The sequence below is a fragment of the Corynebacterium silvaticum genome, from assembly GCF_004382825.2.
GTDB classification, from domain to species: Bacteria; Actinomycetota; Actinomycetes; order Mycobacteriales; family Mycobacteriaceae; genus Corynebacterium; species Corynebacterium silvaticum.
Window position 1 is genome coordinate 371,978 of record NZ_SDQO02000002.1, and the last position, 20,221, is coordinate 392,198.

Consider the following 20,221-nt stretch of genomic DNA (forward strand, 5'->3'; position numbering starts at 1 on the left):
AGAAGATGAATTAAAGCCCCCAGTGTTGAATCGCGGTGCTACCGTAAAAACATCCAAGGTCGGCTCCACAGTAGGGGAGAAGAAAATGGCAGCACACAAGGGTACTTCTGCACAGAAAACCAGCGAAGAAGTTATCCGTGTCCGGAATCTGGACAAGAGTTTCGGTCTTTTAAAGCACTCGATCAACTCGATCTGACCGTTGCTCACGGAGAAGTGCACGGCTTTTTGGGGCCTAATGGAGCAGGGAAGTCCACAGCCATTCGCGTGCTGTTGGGGCTGCTCAAGGCCGACGCGGGAGAAGTAAAACTACTGGGTGGCGACCCGTGGAAAGACGTTGTTGCGCTGCACCGCCGGCTCGCATATGTGCCAGGCGACGTTTCCCTTTGGCCCGGAATGAGTGGTGGAGAGGCTATCGACCTTTTAGGTTCTCTCCGGGGCGGGCTGAACGTGCAGCGCAGGGCGGAGCTCATAGATCGCTTTGAGCTCGACCCGACAAAGAAGGGGAGACAATACTCTAAAGGTAATCGCCAAAAGGTGGCGCTTGTTGCGGCCTTAGCGTCTGACGCGGAGCTGCTGATCTTAGACGAGCCCACCAGCGGCCTCGACCCCCTCATGGAAGGCATGTTCCAGGATGTTGTACGTGAAGCTAAAGGCCGAGGTGCGACGGTATTTCTGAGCAGTCACATCCTTGCGGAGGCAGAGGCGTTAGCGGACAGAATGAGCATTATTAAAGCGGGGCACATCGTTCGAACCGCCACACTAGACGAGTTACAACAAAGCGCTGCGACCACCATTACTGCGGTGCTACGCCACGTACCGGACTCCAAAGAATGCCCTGAGTACGCGCATATTACTGGGAACACCCTCACAGTTAGCGTCCCGCCACATCAGGTCGGGGCAGTGTTGGAACGAGTACTTCCGTTGGGCATCGATAAGTTGACGGTGGAGCCGCCGTCTCTGGAAAGCCTGTTCAAAGACCTGTATGGGGAAGACTCAGGGCCAGGTGAGGGGCAATGATCAGGACAACACGCCCTCTGGTAGGCACAGGTGTGCTGCTCAAAGCCACGTTGCGCCATGAGCTGAAAAGGTTTATTCCGTGGATCGCGATAGTGACCATGCTGTCTACCTCTTCAATTCTTGCCTATGCGTGGATGTTTCCTCATCGAGAAGACCGGGCGGTCTTAGATGCCACCATTGGTGGAAACCCGGCCTTAGGACTCATCTTCGGTCCCGCGAGAAACCTCTATACCAACGAGGGATTCAACACCTGGCGGGCCTTTACCCTAGGTGGCTTTCTTACCGGTATCGCGGCCATCTTTGCCGTGACCAAAGCAACCAGGGGGCAAGAGGATTCTGAGCAAGCAGAATTACTGGCCTCCGGGGCTATGGGACGTGGCGCCCGACTGGCCGTGGCCGTGCTGCTGGGAATCATAGGGTCAACGCTGATTGGAGTGGTAACGGCAGTGTGCACGCTCCTCTGCGGAGCAGAAGCTGATGCCACGTTATTGCTTGCGGCCACGTTTGCCGCCACCGGGTGGATGATGAACGCTGTAGCAGCGGTCGCGTCACAACTCGGTTCCACCGCCCGAGCTGCAAACACCCTAGCGCTGAGCACATTATCTGTGCTCTTTATCCTTCGAGGATTCTTATTATCACTGGAAGCACCTGCGTGGACTAACTGGGCAAACCCGCTCGGTTGGTTGGATGAAACTCGCCCCGCCACGGACAATCACTGGTGGCCGCTCTTATGCGCATTGGTGTTTACCGTCATTGTGACAGCTGTGGCCTTCGGCTTGTCATCTGGACGCGACTTTGGGCAAGGCATCATCCCAGCGCGACCAGGACCGGCCCATGGTTCGCTGCGAGACCCAGAGGGTCTGGCCTGGCGGCTCAATAAAACGCCCGCATTTACCTGGGTAATAGCTTTTGTGGCTTTAGGCGTAATCTTTGGATACTTCATCGGGTCTGTCAAAGACCTACTGGCTTCGAGCCCCGCAATGGCTGCGATGATGGCAGGCGGCGCTGTAGAACCAGCACAATTGGTCAACAACTTTGCGGTGACCATGCTCAGCATGTTGTGGATCATTGCTGCTATCCCAGGAGTCCAAGTGGTGCTGCGAATAGTCTCGGAAGAGAATACCCAAAGGATTGAGCCGATTCTCACCGGTGGAATTAGCCGACTCCGGTACTTTGCGGTAACGCTTGTTGCCGCAATAGCAACAAGCACTGTGTGCCTTCTCACCGCTGGTGTCCTCGTGGCGTGGCTGAGTGCGCGTGCTGATATTGGGCTTCACTTCTCGGATGCCTTTATTCAGGCTGTGGTGACGTCGGTAGCAACATGGCCCATCATAGGAATTGCTGCGGTGGTAGTAGGTGCGCGCCCGAGGTTTGCGATTGCGGCATGGATTGGAGTGCTTGAGTCTTTCTCCATCACCATCCTTGGACCCACGTTTAAAGCCCCCGACTGGACAATGGCTTTTAGCCCTTTTCATCATGTACCCCACGTGATGGAACCCGATTCACACGTGTGGGGTGTGCTAGAGACGCACGTAATCCATGGGTAAGCCGAGGGAACGCGGAAAGTAATGTGGGCGACAGTACTTTTCTCTTTATGCCGCGCCGGGAAGGTGTAAAAATGTAGGTGGTTTTTCAAAAAATCTTTGATCAACCACGTGATCGTGCCGCCTGTTTACTGCGGCGTGGAAAATAGACTGTATGATAGTTATTCACAATCGTATGGTCTTGATCTAGGGGTGCATCCAGTACAGATGGCTCCGGGAAGGGCGTTGCCCGTGGCACTTGTCGTCCAGAAATATGGAGGTTCTTCGCTGGAAAGCGCGGAAAGAATTCGTCGCGTCGCCGAGCGGATTGTGGCCACTAAAAAGCAAGGCAACGACGTTGTCGTGGTGTGTTCCGCGATGGGAGACACCACCGATGAACTTCTCGACCTCGCATCCCAGGTTAATCCAGTACCACCTGCGCGTGAGATGGACATGTTGCTTACCGCAGGAGAGCGCATTTCCAACGCACTTGTGGCCATGGCGATCGAATCATTTGGTGCGAAAGCCCAATCCTTTACCGGCTCGCAAGCAGGCGTGATTACCACTGAGCGCCACGGTAATGCCCGCATTGTGGACGTTACTCCGGGACGCGTGCGCGAAGCGCTGGATGAAGGCAAAATCTGTCTTGTCGCTGGCTTCCAGGGAGTCAACCGCGAGTCCAAAGATGTGACCACGCTGGGACGCGGTGGCTCGGACACCACCGCAGTTGCCCTTGCTGCAGCGCTCAACGCTGACGTATGCGAGATCTATTCAGATGTAGACGGCGTGTACACAGCCGACCCACGCATCGTGAGCAATGCACGGAAGCTAGATCAACTCTGCTTTGAAGAGATGCTGGAACTTGCAGCTAGTGGCTCAAAAATTCTTGTCCTGCGCAGCGTCGAATATGCTCGTGCATTCGGCGTGCCCCTGCGCGTTCGTTCGTCGTATAGCAATGACCCCGGAACCCTAGTTGCCGGATCAATGGAGGATATTCCTGTGGAAGAAGCAGTACTTTCTGGCGTAGCAACTGATAACTCCGAGGCCAAGATCACGGTCCTGGGCATCCCCGATTCGCCCGGTGCTGCCTCGGTGGTATTCCGTGCGCTTGCCGACGCCGAAATCAACATCGACACAGTCCTGCAAAACATCTCCTCCCTGGAAAACAATCGCACGGACATCACCTTCACCTGCCCGCGTGCCGACGGCCCCCACGCCATGGAGCTACTACGCAACCTGCAGCCACAGAACGACTGGCAGAACGTGCTTTACGACGATCAGATCGGCAAGGTTTCCCTCGTCGGAGCCGGCATGAAATCGCACCCAGGCGTTACCGCAGAATTCTGCGAAGCCCTCCGCGATCAGGGGATCAATATTGAGTTGATCACCACTTCCGAGATCCGCATCTCCGTGCTGATCCGCGAAACCGACCTGCCCGCAGCAGCGCGGGCTCTCCACGAAAAGTTCGAGCTTGGTGGGGACGAAGAAGCTAAAGTTTACGCTGGGACGGGGCGGTAAGCGGGGAGTGGTTTAAGAAACTGTCTTATAAGGCCCCTTTGTGTACATGTACACAAAGGGGCCCTTTTTACTTTTAAGGTTATTGACAGGAATCCTTTCTGGTTTCAGGTTGGTTCACGCCATAAAAAGATTATTTTAAGCAAAAAGATAAGAAAATTCCATGAAAAAGGTCTTTGAGTCTTAAAAAACCTAGTATTATTTCTGTTACTCTTATCTTTCAGTGACTGTGGGGCTGTTGCCCAATCAGTCGACGGGGATATGGCATATCAGGACTTTTATGCGATATCCGCGTTGGGTACTTGCCCTAATCGTGTGAAGCCTCTCGATTGGGAAAGCCCTCAGGTGCCTTGTAGAAAATAAGATAGAGAGTAAAGATGATCGATTCGCGTTTTATGAACGCTCCCTAATTCGCAGACTGGTCATGCTAATGATGGTTGGCATTGTCTGCGCAGGGCTAATAGTTTCCCCTCATGTTCCCTCCGCTGGTGCAACGGAATGCAAGGGCGAGGTTAGCGATATTAAATGGAAGACTGAAATCAACATCAAAGACGGAATGTTTGTTGGCAATTACGGTGAAGGTGCAGATGTTCAGTTTGCCTGGAAAGTTGACTCCGGAGCGAAAGCCGGTGATCAATTTACCTTGAAACTTCCTAATGAGCTTTCTCGCTTGGGTAAGAATGAATTGATACTTTCTACCTCTGGCGGGCAGGAAGTAGCGAAAGGTACGTGGGATGACTCTGCAAAAACATGGACTTTTACTCTAACCGAGTATGCCAACACGCATGGTGATATTTCAGGTACTGCTTTTTCACGGTTCAGTGGGATAGGACGACTGCACAATCCAATACGCAGTATCCATTAACTTTTCAGGGTGTAAGGGGAGCGGAACTCTTAGCGGGAAAACACCCGAAATAGGAATTGGCGGACTTGAGCAGTCGACAGCAAAAACTGGAGTTTATGACCCTGGACCTGATTCTGCGCGCTGGAATATTTATGTGGAAACAGTGAGCTCTGATATCTATACTCCCGTTGTAATCAAAGATGTTGGAAATACTCAGCTGTTGATTCTATGTTCCGATGTGACGGTGTTTGATCGCACGCCCTACCCACATACTGTGCTGCGTGATACCCCTATTGACTCAAATCGCTGGAAGTGTGAGGAGCAAAACGGTGGGGTAATTGTCAGTATGGTACCGGATGAGCATGGAAGGTATCTGACGGCTGGACAATCACTGACTATTGGACTTGAAACACCTATCAATGATGACGTTTCTCGGTTCATTACGAACAGGGCGACCGTTGAGATTGCTTCTGATAAAATTGAGAAAGTGGAAGCTACTGTAGACCGTGGCGCCGCAGGTGGCATAGGTCAAGGTTTCCAGGGCAAGATTAAGATCGAGAAAGAGGCCGTAGGCGAAACTGCACCCCAGCAAGGCCACAAATTCGAGTTTGATTACACGTGCGGCAATGAAACGAAGAATATTTCCGTTGCAGCAGGTGAAACCTCAAGTACTTACACGCAGAAGTCTTCCTCGACATGCTCTATTACAGAAAAGAATGTCCCTGAGGGCGTTGGGGTTAAATTTGAAATAACAGATGAAGGTACAGGTCAGCCTGCATATACTGTACCAACTCAAAATGGCGTAACGGTGAAGTTCAACAAGAACAGCTCCACTAGTCTCAAGATAAAGGTCACAAACACTTACCCCAATAAGCCAGAAGCTAAGAAGGGTAAGTTCGTCATCAAGAAGATAGTTAATGGCCTTGACACAGGCCAGAAAGATAAAGTCTTCACATTTAACTACACCTGCACTGCACCAACCGGCGCTGTTATAACAAACACTACTGAGGTCACTGAGAAAACCCCGAAGGAGGTCAACAACATTCCGGCGGGTTCTACTTGTAAGGTCACAGAAGTTGCAGCTCCTATTAAAGACACTGACTGGACTGTAGAGCTAAGCGTTAATGGAAAGCCTGTGGCGGGCCAGACCGCTGAGTTCACGATTCCTGCTGAAAGTGAGTCGTCGGTAAGCATTCTTGCAAAGAATAACTACCGCCAGCACAAGGGAACGTTCACGATTGAAAAGATTGTGGATGTATCAGCGGGGATCGTCACGCCAACAGAATTTACGTTCACGTGGCAGTGTGGCGAGGTAAAAGGAGCTGAGACCGTCCGCATTGTTAACGGTAAGGGCAGAGTACAAATTGACCGTGAATTCCCGGTGGGCACTAAGTGCGCTGTCGAAGAATTGAATGCCAAGGTAGAAGGCGCAAAGCTGACTACTGAATGGGAGAACCAGAAATTCACGATCACTCAAGACAAACAAGACGTGATTGTTTCTGCGACAAATACCTACACGCATGAAGACAGCAAGCTCAAGATTGTGAAGAAGCTTGATGATCCGGCGAAGGATAAGGCAAAGAACAAGAGCTTTACTTTCGATTACAGCTGTGTCCTAAATAATGAAGCTATTAAAGGCACTGTGAACATTACTGGTGAAGGCGAAGCTGAGATTCCGGAGTCCTTCCCGGCGGGCACCAAGTGCACCATTACCGAGCGGGATGCGAGTATCCCTGGAACCACCTGGACACATCGGATTGCCAATGATGGTCAAATCACCATTCAGAATCCATCCAACGTGTACGAGGTTGGCGTAACCAACGCATACTCCAAGCCTGGTTTCCCATGGTTCATTCCACTGGTAGTCATTCCGTTGCTGCCGTTGTTCCCGCATCCGACTCCTGCGCCGCAGCCAGCTCCACAGCCTGCACCGCAGAAGCCGTCGGAACATCAGCCTGCCCCCAAGTCTCCTGAGAAAAAGCCGCAGAAAGCGAAGAAGGTTTTGGCTCGCACTGGCGCTAGCGTATGGATGTTTGTTGTTATCGCTGCACTACTTGTGCTGTTGGGAGTATTCCTCCGCAGGCGCGGTAACAACTCATAGGATTGTTTAGCTTGTAAATAAGCGGCCATCCTATTCAAGGAGGTGAAGGGGAAATCTTTCGCCTCCTTTGGCGTTCTCTAGCATCCCTTAACCCGCCCCGGCGGAAGGCGTAGGAAATGAGAGGGTCTAAAACGCAACGGCTATTGTGGTGTTGCGAGGATCCGCTATCGCGTTATAAGGGTCAATTATGGGGTTATGGTGGGGCTATGGCGGGTTGTCTTTTGTGTGTAGGCTCGGTAATTAGTGGTGGGTGTTGCACAATGAAACGCAACACCCCCGGAGCAAAAGAAAGGGAACTTTGACTATGACTACTGTCGCCGTCGTGGGTGCAACAGGCCAGGTTGGCCGAGTAATGCGTTCGATCCTCGAGGAGCGAAAGTTCCCTGCAGACAAGGTGCGTTTTTTTGCCTCTGCGCGTTCTGCTGGAACTACGTTGCAGTTCAACGGTGGAGACATTGAGGTGGAAGACCTCGCGGTTCAGACCGAGGACTCACTCAAGGACATTGATATTGCATTGTTCTCCGCTGGTGGCAGCACTTCTCGGCAGTACGCTCCCTTGTTCGCCGCTGCCGGTGCCACTGTGGTGGATAACTCTTCCGCATGGCGCAAAGATCCTGACGTGCCGTTGATTGTTTCCGAGGTTAACCCGGAGGATAAAGACAACCTGGCCAAGGGGATCATCGCTAATCCGAACTGCACCACGATGGCGATCATGCCGGTGCTCAAGGCGCTGCACAACGTTGCGTCGGTGACCAAGATGCATGTCGCTTCCTACCAGGCGGTTTCCGGTTCGGGTCTTGCTGGTGTGGAGACGCTGGCCAAGCAGACCTCTGAGATCGGCGATCGTTGCGTGGAATTGGTTCACGATGGCTCCGTGGAGGCCCCGGAGGAACTCGGTCCTTATGTTGCTCCGATTGCGTACAATGCGCTTCCTTTTGCAGGTAACCTGGTTGATGACGGCCTGAATGAGACCGATGAAGAGCAGAAGTTGCGCAATGAGTCGCGTAAGATTCTGGGACTTCCTGAGCTCAAAGTGGCGGGCACGTGTGTGCGCATCCCCGTCTTCACAGGACATACGATGGTGGTGCATGCGGAATTTGAAAAAGCTATTACTCCTGATGAAGCACGGGCAGTGCTTATCGACGCCCCCGGCGTAGAGGTAGTAGACGTACCTACTCCGCTTGCTGCTGCAGGTCGTGACGATTCTCTGGTTGGCCGCATCCGCCAGGATCAAACGGTTGATGACAACAAAGGCCTGGTGTTCGTGGTTTCCGGCGATAACCTACGCAAAGGCGCAGCACTGAATGCTATTCAGATTGCGGAGTTGCTTGTGTAAGCAAAGCGTAATTGTTGCAGGCGCGGTACTTCCTCATAGTCAAGGAGGGTGCCGCGCTTGTTCGTTATTTAGGCGCTGGCAGCGTTGGGGCGTCCGGCTGCAGCGACTACGTCGGCACGGGCGCGAGCTACGCGGGAACGAATAGTGCCGATGCGGACGTTGGCGATTTTTGCTGCTTCCTCGTAGGAGTAGCCGAGCACCTGCGTCAAAATGAGGGCTTCACGACGTTCAGCGGGGAGGGCGTCGATAAGCAAACGCACGTCGATCCAGTCGGACCAGGTGTTTTCGCCATTGGTGGAGAGTACCGCGGGGTCGAGGTCTTCTACTTCCGCGGAAGACTTTCGAGGGCGGGCCATGTCATGGCGAATATTGTCCACCCATACGCGGCGTGCCAGTGAGAGCAGCCATGTTCGTGCTGATGAACGCGCAGCGAATCGGGGGAGTGCGCTCATGACGCGGAGATACGTCTCCTGTGCGAGGTCGTCGGCGATTTCGCTGCCACCTAGGTGGGCGAGTAAGCGCCAGACGTCATTTTGGGTCTCACGGATGAACTCGGTGAGTGCGGTTTTGTCGCCGCGGCCGGCAGCGAGTGCCAGTTGGGTGACGCGATCGTCGCGTTCCGAGTCCTTCATAACTAAGGACTTTACCACCTAAACAAGAGTTGTAAGGTGAACCTCTCAATAAAAATCTGTTGCAAGGTTTTAGTTTTCAATGTAAGGTTATTTTTAACTTAAGACTCATTCCAAGTTCCAAGCCAGCCCTTAAAGGAGGGAATTTCCATGAACTCACCAGTCGATCCCATCATCAGTGCCGGAGAGCGCACTGGGTCTGTTGCTCACACAACGCGCGAAGGCGGACAGCCAGTTCCTAGTGAGAACATTTCCATCACCGCTGGGCCTCAGGGCCCTAACGTTCTTAATGACCTTCATCTGATTGAGAAGCTCGCCCACTTCAACCGCGAGCGCGTCCCGGAGCGCAACCCCCACGCTAAAGGCCACGGCGCTTTTGGTGAGCTGCACATCACCGAAGACGTGTCGGAATACACCAAGGCCAAGCTGTTCCAAAAGGGCACCGTCACCCCGATGGCTATCCGCTTCTCCACGGTGGCTGGTGAGCAAGGTTCCCCAGATACCTGGCGTGACGTGCATGGGTTCGCGCTGCGTTTCTGGACTCAGGACGGCAATTACGACATCGTGGGTAACAACACCCCTACCTTCTTCCTGCGCGATGCCATTAAGTTCCCGGATTTCATCCATTCCCAGAAGCGCCTAGGCCGTAACGGCCTCCGCGATGCGGACATGCAGTGGGATTTCTGGACCCGCACCCCTGAATCTGCTCACCAGGTGACATACCTCATGGGTGATCGTGGCACTCCTAAGACTTCCCGCCACCAGGATGGTTTTGGTTCCCACACCTTCCAGTGGATCAACGAGGAGGGCAAGCCAGTATGGGTGAAGTACCACTTCAAGTCTCGCTTGGGCTGGGATACCTTCACCGACGCTGAGGCTCAGGAGATGGCGGGCAAGAACGCTGATCACCATCGCGAGGATCTCTACAATGCTATCGCGCACGGCGACTTCCCCATCTGGGACGTCAAGGTCCAAATCATGCCTTTTGAGGACGCGGAAAACTACCGTTGGAACCCCTTTGACCTGACCAAGACCTGGTCGCAGAAGGACTACCCGCTGGTCGACGTTGGATACTTTGTTCTCAACCGCAACCCAAAGAACTTCTTCACGCAGATCGAGCAGTTGGCGTTCGATCCGTCGAACTTGGTTCCAGGCGTAGGACTGTCGCCTGACCGTATGTTGATGGCTCGTGCGTTTGCGTATGCAGATGCTCAGCGCACGCGTATTGGTGCAAACTACCGTCAGCTGCCGATCAACCAGCCGGTGGTTCCAGTGAATACTTATGAGCATGAGGGTCCGATGGCGTATCAGTTTAACCCGGCAGATGCGCCGGTGTATTCGCCAAATCGTTATGACAAGGGTGCTGGTTACCTCGACGATGGTGAGACGTCTTCTTCGGGTGTTACCTATGGTCAGGCCAGTGATCTTTTTGTTAATCCTGATCCTCATGGCACGGATCTCACCCGTGCGGCTTATGTAAAGCATGCTGAGGATGATGACTTTATCCAGGCGGGAATTCTCTACCGTGAGGTTTTTGATGACGGAGAGAAAGAGCGCTTTGTAGACAACGTTACCAACGCTATGGCCGGTATTTCTCCAGAGGTTGAGGAACGAGTTTACTGGTACTGGACTCAGGTCGACGAGAACCTTGGCGCAGAAATTAAGCGGGTTTTTGCCACCAAGAAGTAACAACTAAGCATTTAAGCTTTACGACGCCTATCCCACGAGCTTCCCCGCGAAGTTCGATGGGATAGGCGTTTTTTGGGCTTGGGTGGCTTGATCGGGACACTTTTGGGTGAAGGTTTTTCAAAACCGCGTATTTGCCACCAGAACATGTTAGCTTCCCCTTTAACGGTTGAGCTTTATGTCTACAGAAGTACTCAAATCCAGAAGCGGTGGTTACTCCACATGATTGGGGAGGTGTAATGAAGTTTAAAGAAGATATTTTCCCTGAGTATAAGGATAAAATTGGTGGCCTTGTTCAGTTTGTGAATCTTCCGTATGAGAGCGCTGTTGAGTATGCATGGGATCAACTAAACGTGAACCAGGGGACAACTCGAAAGTTTCCCTCCAGATATGATCTAACAGTAAAATCAGGGAATTTTGTTCATGCGATTCCGCAAGGTGGAAGGATATTTATAACCGTAGAGACGGAGAATCCGTGTTGGATCGCAGTTATGGGCGTGAATGAACTTGCGGACTCTGCGATTGCATTTCTTCCTAGAAATCGTGCTTTTGGAGGGTTACTCTTCCCAGTCGTCAAAAACTCTGAGGTTGTATCGGTTAGTCAAGCTTCAGATTACAATTCCTGTAGCTTTAACTATTCAAAACTTGATTACCCTTGCGGTGGCTATTTTGGCGAAGGGGATTTTTATATTAATCCAGCCAGACTTAGTGTTTTTTGCGAGAACGTAGAGGGCTGGAATTTTGAAAGGTCCTCGAATGATGAGCGTGGAGTAAACGGCGTAATATTCGATTTTGAAGAGCCTGAATTTTATAGTCGTCGTTTGAAAAAAGAGCGATTCAATCCAGATATGATGCTTTGCTATTTAGAACGCCTGGATATAAGGCTGCGTGATTTGAATTTTTATTCGGGGAAAATGACTATTCTGCAAAGGTCTGACTAATAATGTCGATAGTTGATATGCGGAAAACGCAGCCGTTAGATTCCCAAATCTACTATATAAATATGTCCTTTGATCAGTTCATGGGGTATGTCCGTGAATACATAGACGGCCTTGATGATCAATTCCCAGCAACTCTATTTGAAGTGGGACAGGGGGGGGACGTGAGAGATGGCTACAGCTACAACGTAGCTGGGAATACGGGAATGTCTTAATCCAGGAAGTGGCGAATCCGGATTGGGTTGCGGTTATTGATCCTTACATCGACCATACGATGTCGTATTTTTCGGAGATTAATCGGCCAAACTACGTGTTGTTGGGAGCCGGTTCAACGATGTATTCCGGTATTGAGAAAATAAGCGATGCTGATGGATTTGGTATGCCTCAAACTTTCTCCGTGATCGCATGCGCAATCTTCCTAGAAGACCCTTTCTTTCCTGCACATGGAAGATTGCGTCCTACTTTTTTGTCGTGCAGCTGGGGACCTCATGTTGAGGCGGGGTGGCTCTTAGCAGAACAAAGTAGGTTTTATGACGATGTTCGCAGATCTCTATGGGCATCGAACGAACTCGGTACGCAGGGGCTCACTAAGTTCGCGGTGAATTTATGGCTTGAAAAAGAAAAAACTTTCGGACGGAAGACATACAACCACCTTGATCTCGATTGGAACGGATGGGGACCCGACCCCACTTTCCGTCCTGATCCTCAGCGTCCGGTGTATGAGTGGTTTAACCATCGTGTTGTTGATGGCTGGGGAAAAAATTTGGGTTTAGAAGTCTTTGACACCAAATTCCATGTAGGTCGGCAGGCCATCTTTAAAGAGCTGCAGCGTAAAGATAACTCGTATATCAATGCACCATTGCTGTATGAAGATTTTCGCCCGTTTGAAGAACGGCAGAAGATGATGGGCTTTAGCCCTGACCATATGCAGTGGTTGGTTGATCAGGGATTGTACTGAGAGAGCAGGAGAACATGGCTAAGTGGAATAACGGTTCTATCGGAATTGATGTCTGCGCGGATCAAGAGCTTTTGTTCCCACCGCAGCATCATTGTCCTTTGCCCCCGGGCACGTGACTATTTCAGACTCCGCAGCAGAATCCTTGGAAGATCAGATTGTTGAAGGCGATATGGCTGAGATTGTTGAGTCCATTGGCTCTTTTGCAGCTTGCTCGGTAGCGGAGGCGGCCCAATCGTTTGATTTGCCGGAGTCGGGATACCTTGAGGCAGTTAAGCCGGGTTCTCATGTCACATATCCCGTTGTTGAAGAAACAGATAGCGAACTCGCCGACCTTGCGGGGATCCCCGTAGAAATTGGGGATTTCTCCTGGAGCGTAGTGCTATTTACTCGGTGGGAGGGCTGCGTGAATGTTGCCCTGGAGTGGGAACTTGCTCGGATGCTCTACTTCTGGAACAAGAGGTGGGGGATGGAGTTGGTGGCACTTTCAGAAGACACTGAAGCCACAATGCTGGTTCGCGTGGGCGATCCGGGAGGAAACCGTGAGGAGATCGTCGCAACGCTTGCCGCAGCGGGCGACGAACTTGTTGTTATTCCGGGGCCAGACGGGCTCCCTGATACTGAAAGTGTGGTGGGACTAGTGGGATTCTTTGGGTTTGGAAAGAAAAAACAGCAGCAACCGCAGACTCCGGTGATCCGGATGGCGCTTATGGCGCTGGGATACTCCCCAGATATTGCTCCCGACGGCAACGGCGGAGAAGTGAACGTGGTGACGCTAGGAGACCTGACGGTTTACTTTTGGAACGATCCCAGCCTGTATCACGCTCAAATCGAATGGCCGTTAACCTTCAGTCAAGAAGACACTATGCATGCGGTGGTGGGCGCACACATGCTGAACGTGAATTCCTCTACCGGTGTCTTCCGCGTGGACACCTCCAAAGGGCACACAGCAGTTGTGTGCCGCACGTGACTACGCGCCGAGGACGGAGCAACGTTTGATCAGTATCTTCGCTTTGTTCAAGCGGCGCTTCAAGACGTGCTGCCCGAGGCTTCAGCGCTGTATGACGACATGTTTGGGACAAACTTTGACGTTCCAGAGCCACCTGAGCAGCACCCGCTCTTCGCAGAAATTCCAGCTCACCTAGACACTCCGGAATTTGAGACACCTGAGATGACAGCGGATCGGGTTGCGGCGCTGTACTCCGGGGAGGTGTCTGAAAAAACTGCGCATATGACCGTGAAGGGGCGAGAATTTGTTGCAGAGGTTCATCCAGTGGAGACCCCAACAGGGACCGCCCGCATCCTGGAGATCTCTAGCTTTAAAGATCTACCAGCCAGCGGCCCCAACGATATTGCAGCGCTGATAAACGCGACGGCGCAGTTCAACGACTCCATGGATCTTATCTGTGCTGTTCTCGATGAAGACGGGCAAAAAGCAGCTTCGGAGAATCTGGGACAGTCCGCAGCGCGGATGGTTATTCGCGCGCGTTGCGACGCCACCGTGGGGCTTTCAGATCCCCAACTCAAGGGCTATGTCGATGAGGCGATGTACACCATCGCAGGCCTACTCAAAGCCATTAGCTAGAGTTATCCCCGGTTTAGTGCACTTCTAAGAGGAAGGACTAAGCCGGGGATCTTTTTTAGTCTTGTTGTTCTTTAGCTATCCCGTAGAGGGAACGGCCCATGAGGAAGCTGCCCACGGCTAGGACGATGAGCAAACCAGCGATCGTGATGATGACACGAACCAGGTTTCCCCACCAGAAAGTGCCATTGCCGATGTCATTGATAAGGGAAGCAATCAGGATAAGAGGCAGCGCGATGCTTGTCGCAGTACCCATAAGATTCGCTCGGGTAAGAGCATCTGGAGCCCGGAGCAAAGCGATGAGCGTGGTGATGATCAAAAACGACGCTATGAGAATCAACGCGCTTGCTGTGAAGTCATAAAACATTAGCGACGTCCCTTCGAGATGATGCGCGCTGCCGACATCGTGGGCAAGATGCCACCAACCAACGCAGCGAGCAGGGCGATCTCATAATTGATCTGTGTGTGGTTGACCATGCGCCAGATCATGTAGAAGCCGATCATGGAGTAAAACACCATGTCTGAGATCACGGCTCGGGTGAGCTGATCTTTGGTACGGATCATTAGAATAATCGTGGCAATAATGCCTAGCGTGGTGGCAGCCATGCCAATAGAGGAGGCGATGAGAAACATTAGTTGTCCTCCTTAAACACTGGTTTAGGCGAGGGGTATTCCCAAGTCGCCTGGTCAAGAACTGCAGCAAAGTCAGGATGCAGACCCTTCACATGAGGTGCAAGAGTCTCTTCCATATGAGCAAGATCTGCGAGCACAGAACGTGGGTCAGCGCCGGCAACCGCGTGAACAAGAAGATAGCGCTGGCCAGAGGACTCAGCGGAGTCGTCTTCCTCCAACGTGATCGACATGGTTCCCGGGGTGGCCGTGATCGACGCCGCAAAAACCGTAATCTGCCAATCTTTTGTTACTCGCAAGGGGTAACGGACCACACAAGGATCTAAGTTCTTGCTGCCCGTGAGAGTGTCCTTAGTCAGGACCCAACCTGCTATGAGAACTTGGCCAATAAGCCAAAATGTGTACTTGATGGCATGTAGCATTAGCGGCCTCCCTGCAGCGTGGTGTTAGTGGCAACACCTACCGGCGCGTCCTCGCCTTGGTGGAGGACTGCGGTGGAATAGGAGTTGACGTCGAGAAGCGACTCCGATGCGTCGTTTGTAGCAGACACGAGCGGGCCTGCGAACAGGAACATCCCAAAAGAAACAACGATGAGGAAAGCGCCGGGGGCCAAGCGCAACCACGGTACCCGCAGACTTTCGGGGATGCGCTGCGGATTCATCGGAGCACCCCAATAGACTTCGCGCCAGAGACGCAGCATGGAGAGAAACGCCCCGAAACTAGCCAGGATAATGATCGCGATGACCAGCCAGGCTTGCCATGATGCAGAATCTGCGATTCCCAAGATCAGGAAGACCTTGCCCCAGAGTCCAGAAAACGGCGGGAAACCAACAACGGAGAACGCGCCGGCAGCAAAGACCGCAGCCACCCACGGGTCCCGATGGGCGATTCCAGAGAGCTTAGACATCTTGTCTGTGCCATAGGTTTCCTCGACCGAGCCGGACGTGAGAATCAGAGAGCCCACAGTGATCATGTGGTGCAAAGCATAGAGAATGCCTGCTGCAATCACGGTCTTGGCATTGTGAGAGGCAAAAGCAAGGACAACAAGGATCATCGGCATGCCGTTGACCATCTGATATGCCAAAACCCTGCGCATGGCACTTTCACGCAAGCCCGAGAACGCACCCACGATCATGGACAAGATGCAGATCGTGATAATCAGCCAGATCCAGCGGGTATCCAGATCAAAAATCACCACGTAGATGCGCATCAGCATGTACACAGCAACCTTGGTGTGCATGCTAGAGAACAACGCCATCACGCTGGAGGAAGTTGCGGGGTAAGAACGTGGCAGCCATGTATGAACCGGGAAAATACCCGCTTTGACCACCATGGCCACGACGACGATACCCATGGCTACCGTCACAGGGCCGTTGCCAGCGGCGGCTCCCGCTAACGCTGCAATGTTTACTGCACCGACAACACCGTAAACAATGGCGACACCGATGAGCAGCAACGTAGAAGTAGCCAGGTTGACCAGCACAAACGTGCGGCCAGCGCTGAGGCGTGCCCAGGTGCCGGTCATTGCCATCAGGCCATAGCTCGGAAGCAACATGACCTCAATGAACACAAAGAAGTTAAAGAGATCGGCGGTGAGCAAAGCGCCCATCACGCCGGTGAGCAGCATGAGCGATAGAGAGGAATAAAAACGCGACCGAGTCTCACCGACAACAATGGCAAACCAGTTGGACGCAAAGGCCACGACAGAGCATGTGATGATCATGATCGCTGAGAAATGATCACCAACAAAGGGGATAGCTACGCCGCCAACGTACTTACCCACAGAGTGAGCGATGGTTCCGTGCTCGGATACGTAGGCAAACAGCCACACACCTGCGGCTCCGGTTCCTATCGGCGTGATAAGAGCGAGGGCATCGCGGAGCACACGCCACGGCGCGATCGCTGCGACCGCGACCAGAGCAAGCGGAATACCAACAAACAATGGAAGCACGTAATCCATTAGTGAGCCTCCTTGTTATCTGTGTGATCATCCGCGGAGTTCTGTCGCGCGCGGCGGGCGCGTTCGCGTACGAGGTGCGCCTCGTCTTCCGCGAGCTCAGCGTTGGTGGTGGATCGCCCTAGTGTCTGCAATGGCGAATCTTCGTCGGCCACTTCTTCCGGCTCGGTATCGTCGGAGCGGCCCAGGCCAGACAACGTAAGCATGTACGTGGTGGTTGCCATGGCAATAACAATGGCTGTGAGGACAAACGCCTGAGGGACAGGATCAGCAGCCACACTGAGATCGGTGATGCTGGGGAAAGGCTCGCCGCGCCACGCTGGCACTCCGATAGCCACAATAATGAGGTTTGCGGCATGGCTAATTAGCGTCATACCGATGACGATGCGCAGCATGCCGCGCTGGAGTACCAGGTACACACCACCGGCGGCAAGGATGGCGATTGTGAGTGCGAGAATCACTTACTTCTCCTCCTTTGCGGTGAATGATGCAGCGTCGAGATGTCGGTCGTTATCTTCCCGGAGAGCCTTGAACGCAAGCTCGGCCTTCTTGGCCAAACGAACACGCTCCGGCTCAGAAGGAGGCAGGTGAGGCTCGGCCCCAAAGTCATCCAGGTGGCCCACCTTGGGGAGGGGAGTCAAAGGTGAATCCTCCCGGTTGTAGTTCAGGTTCTCGTAATCCAGGCCGGGGCGAAGGTAACCACCCAGAGCGTTGATGGCCATGCTGACCATGCCCAGCACAGCAAGGTACACACCGACGTCAAAGATCATGGAGGTGGTCCAGTGCTGTCCGGCCCAGTGCCCGTGAATCGCGTAGAGGAAGGAACCGTGGGTCAGGCCGAGGAAACCTGCAAAGATGGCGGTCAAAATTCCTATGCCCGTGAGATAAATGGGAGTTCGTACTGGGAAAATGTGTTTGTCACGAGGGAACGAGAGATAGCTCAGCATCATTGCGGTGCTTGCCACAAGGGCTGCGATGAAACCGCCGCCTGGTGCATTATGGCCTCGCCAGAAGATCAAGACGGACAGCACCACAAGCACTGGCACCAGCGCTTTAAGCAGGACACGAAGCAGAATCGCATTGAGATCCGCGCCGCCAAAAGGAGCCGGGTGGGTGTCTTTGGCAAAGGGGTAGCGAGGCATGGACGTAATCACTGCCGCGATCACGATAGCGGCCATGCCAAGGACCGAGAGCTCGCCCAAGGTATCAAACCCACGGAATTCAACCAGAATGGTGTTCACCACGTTATCCCCACCAGAAATCTTGGGGGCCTCGTTGAGGTACCACATGGCTAGCTCGCTGCGTTCGTGGCGCGACAACAGTACCCAGACCGAGAGGAAAGCGAACAGGCCTACTCCGGTTCCCATCGCAATACCGAGAGCTTTCTGGCTCTTGCGAGGTTTATGGAAGTGACTTGGCTGCTGGCGCACCACCATCATCATGATGACTACGGTCAGCGCCTCAACCATGAACTGCGTCATCGCGACGTCGGGAGCACCGAGCATGAAGACCTGCAGCGTTACACCTGCGCCGACCACGCCGACCAGAACCACACCGCTTAGGCGTTTTTTGGTGCGAACTAGCGCGATCACTCCGAGCAAGACCATGACCAAAGGTATAGCGTCATACCAGCGATCCGTAGAGATGCGGGCAGGCACCGGGATACCATCCACTCCGCCGCTCACGAGTCCCGGAAGCACGTAGAACGCGCCGAAAATTATAATGGCCAGGAACATATACGCCAGATGGCGGGTAGGGGCGATGGAGTCTGCCATCTTGCCCATTGAGCGACCCAGGCGAGAAGAACCTTCATTCATGAGGCGGAGTACGTCATTGCCGCTGGCTGGGAATAGCGGACGGCTGCCCAAAGCCGACCAAATCTGCTTGCGGAAGATAACTCCCACGATTCCCAACACAAACACCACCATGGAGATGATGAACGCAATCGATATGCCGTGCCACAAGGCAAGATGCGTGTGTGGATCATCCACCACCACATCCACGGCCTCGGAGATAGGCCCATCAAGATAACTGAGGGCAAACGCCAGCGGCAGGGAGAGCAAACCGGGGATCGCTGCGGGAAGCCACAGCGAGACAGGGGCTTCTTTGACGTGCGTCATATCGCGGTCGCCGTCGATAAAGCCATCGGCAACAATGCGTACGGAGTACGTAAAAGTAAAGAGCGCGCCGACGCCTGCCGTGAGCAGGAGAGCTATGATTCCAGCTTTGCCTAGGGGAGCTTCGCTCAGGGCTGCGAGCAGGCCCTCTTTGGACACAAATCCCAGCATCGGAGGCACCGCGGCCATGGATGCTGCCGCCAGGACGACGGATCCAAAAGTAAACGGTAGTTGCCGCCAGGAAGAGCCCAAACGGGATGCATCTCGTGTTCCGGTTTGGTGGTCGATGACACCGATAAGCATAAAGAGCGACGACTTAAACAGCGCGTGCGCGAGCGTGTGCACTAGTGCTGCTGCCAAAGCGAAAGGCGTGCCTACGCCGATGGTGGCCACGATCCAGCCAAGGTGGGAAACAGTGGAGTATGCGGTGAGCTTTTTCAGATCTGTTTTTTGGATCGCAAAGAATGCCGCCATAACAGCGGTAAGCATTCCCACCGTTATCAGCAGGAGGTTCCACGTGTGGTTGTTATGGAACACAGCGCTGAAGCGCATTAACACATAGATGCCGGCCTTCACCACGGCTGCGGCGTGAAGGAACGCAGAAACCGGAGTAGCGGCTGCCATAGCCTCAGGCAACCAGAAGTGGAAGGGGAACTGCGCGGATTTAGTAAACGCGGAGATCGCAACGAGCACGCCGAGCACAGTGGTGAGCGCTGGTTTTTCCGACCAGAAGTCAGAGGCCAGAATCTCATGGATATTAGTGGTTCCCGCTTGGGTGGCGGCGATTGCCATAGACACCAGCAGGGTAAGGCCGCCGATAAACGTCAATATCAGTGTGCGTTGCGAGCCTAATTCTCCACCGCTGCCGCCAGACCTGGCGATGAGCATGAAGGAAGCAAGAGAAACGAGCTCCCATGCGATGAAGAGGGTGAAGACGTCGTCGGCAAGCACCAGCATGAGGATGGCCGCCATGAATGCAGTCATCAGGGTGAAGAAGCTGGTATTCCCCGTTTTCCGGGGGAGATAAGACGCAGAATAGATAAAGACAATGGAGCCGATAACAAGGGCGAGGAGCGCAAAGAAAACGCTGAGGGCATCGGCACGCAAAGCTAACTGTATGTCGATGCCGTTGCCAAGGGCGTCGGGTATCCACGTGTATGTCCAGATGAGAGGGATCTCATCGAGGATGGCAGGGAGTTCTTTACAAAGGAGTCCGGCCGCAATGAGCAACAGGGCCGCTAAGGGCCACCCTGCCTTTCTATCGCAGACCCGGACGGCTACAGGCGCGCAGGATACCGTAAAGGCAGCCAGCACGAGAACTAACAATAAGGTCACAGATCACTCACACCCACAGATTCGGGGAATTTTTAGGTTTTGGTCAACTTTTTTCA

At 53.3% G+C, this 20,221-nt stretch carries 13 protein-coding genes and 4 pseudogenes; 10 read left to right on the forward strand and 7 right to left on the reverse strand.

Annotation, left to right across the window (positions count from 1 at the left end; all coding sequences use genetic code 11):
* The first annotated feature begins 85 nt into the window (after positions 1-85).
* The 5 genes and pseudogenes from ET810_RS05920 to ET810_RS05940 all read left to right on the forward strand — a co-directional run bounded on the left by ET810_RS05920 (position 86) and on the right by ET810_RS05940 (position 8,336).
* Positions 86-1,017, forward strand: a pseudogene (locus ET810_RS05920) (ABC transporter ATP-binding protein).
* Complete coding sequence (locus ET810_RS05925) at positions 1,014-2,564, forward strand: ABC transporter permease (protein ID WP_134316137.1); 1,551 nt, start codon at positions 1,014-1,016, stop codon at positions 2,562-2,564. The pseudogene ET810_RS05920 and the gene ET810_RS05925 overlap by 4 nt, the downstream one beginning before the upstream one ends.
* Positions 2,565-2,792: 228 nt before the next feature.
* Positions 2,793-4,058: an aspartate kinase gene (locus ET810_RS05930; RefSeq protein ID WP_087454819.1), complete on the forward strand. Its 1,266-nt coding sequence runs from the start codon at positions 2,793-2,795 to the stop codon at positions 4,056-4,058.
* Positions 4,059-4,479: 421 nt separating this feature from the next.
* Positions 4,480-7,000: pseudogene (locus ET810_RS05935) on the forward strand (DUF5979 domain-containing protein).
* 304 nt (positions 7,001-7,304) lie between these two features.
* A complete protein-coding gene (locus ET810_RS05940) occupies positions 7,305-8,336 on the forward strand; it encodes an aspartate-semialdehyde dehydrogenase (protein ID WP_087453251.1) in 1,032 nt (343 codons plus the stop codon).
* Between the two features lie 68 nt (positions 8,337-8,404).
* Here the strand turns inward: ET810_RS05940 and ET810_RS05945 are convergent, their stop codons facing one another.
* Complete coding sequence (locus tag ET810_RS05945) at positions 8,405-8,968, reverse strand: RNA polymerase sigma factor (RefSeq protein ID WP_087453252.1); 564 nt, start codon at positions 8,966-8,968, stop codon at positions 8,405-8,407.
* Between the two features lie 147 nt (positions 8,969-9,115).
* Between ET810_RS05945 and ET810_RS05950 the strand changes: the two genes are divergently transcribed.
* The 5 genes and pseudogenes from ET810_RS05950 to ET810_RS05975 all read left to right on the forward strand — a co-directional run bounded on the left by ET810_RS05950 (position 9,116) and on the right by ET810_RS05975 (position 14,129).
* Positions 9,116-10,654 carry a catalase gene (locus tag ET810_RS05950; protein ID WP_087453253.1) on the forward strand — a complete coding sequence of 513 codons (1,539 nt, stop codon included), beginning with the start codon at positions 9,116-9,118 and terminating at the stop codon, positions 10,652-10,654.
* A gap of 236 nt (positions 10,655-10,890) precedes the next feature.
* A complete protein-coding gene (locus ET810_RS05955) occupies positions 10,891-11,592 on the forward strand; it encodes a hypothetical protein (protein WP_087453254.1) in 702 nt (233 codons plus the stop codon).
* Between the two features lie 220 nt (positions 11,593-11,812).
* Positions 11,813-12,547 (forward strand): hypothetical protein, encoded by a 735-nt coding sequence (locus ET810_RS05965; protein WP_087453255.1) that lies wholly within the window; start codon positions 11,813-11,815, stop codon positions 12,545-12,547.
* A gap of 14 nt (positions 12,548-12,561) precedes the next feature.
* A pseudogene (locus ET810_RS13335) lies at positions 12,562-13,185 on the forward strand (hypothetical protein).
* Positions 13,185-14,129: pseudogene (locus ET810_RS05975) on the forward strand (hypothetical protein). The pseudogenes ET810_RS13335 and ET810_RS05975 overlap by 1 nt, the downstream one beginning before the upstream one ends.
* 55 nt (positions 14,130-14,184) lie before the next feature.
* Here the strand turns inward: ET810_RS05975 and ET810_RS05980 are convergent.
* The 6 genes from ET810_RS05980 to ET810_RS06005 are packed head-to-tail and all read right to left on the reverse strand — an operon-like array spanning position 14,185 to position 20,165.
* Entirely contained in the window at positions 14,185-14,493 is a 309-nt protein-coding gene (locus ET810_RS05980) for a Na+/H+ antiporter subunit G (protein WP_087453256.1), read from the reverse strand.
* Positions 14,493-14,759, reverse strand: a complete 267-nt coding sequence (locus ET810_RS05985) for a cation:proton antiporter (protein WP_087453257.1) — start codon at positions 14,757-14,759, stop codon at positions 14,493-14,495. The genes ET810_RS05980 and ET810_RS05985 overlap by 1 nt, the downstream gene beginning before the upstream one ends.
* Entirely contained in the window at positions 14,759-15,178 is a 420-nt protein-coding gene (locus ET810_RS05990) for a monovalent cation/H+ antiporter subunit E (RefSeq protein ID WP_014525246.1), read from the reverse strand. Before ET810_RS05990 ends, ET810_RS05985 begins: the two co-directional genes overlap by 1 nt.
* Positions 15,178-16,716, reverse strand: coding sequence for a monovalent cation/H+ antiporter subunit D family protein (locus ET810_RS05995; protein WP_087453258.1), 1,539 nt, complete (start codon positions 16,714-16,716; stop codon positions 15,178-15,180). Before ET810_RS05995 ends, ET810_RS05990 begins: the two co-directional genes overlap by 1 nt.
* The gene (locus ET810_RS06000) at positions 16,716-17,174 is read right to left on the reverse strand and encodes a cation:proton antiporter subunit C (protein WP_046095439.1); all 459 of its coding nucleotides are present in this window, start codon (positions 17,172-17,174) and stop codon (positions 16,716-16,718) included. The genes ET810_RS05995 and ET810_RS06000 overlap by 1 nt, the downstream gene beginning before the upstream one ends.
* Positions 17,175-20,165, reverse strand: coding sequence for a DUF4040 family protein (locus tag ET810_RS06005; RefSeq protein WP_134316139.1), 2,991 nt, complete (start codon positions 20,163-20,165; stop codon positions 17,175-17,177).
* Between the last annotated feature and the right edge of the window lie 56 nt (positions 20,166-20,221).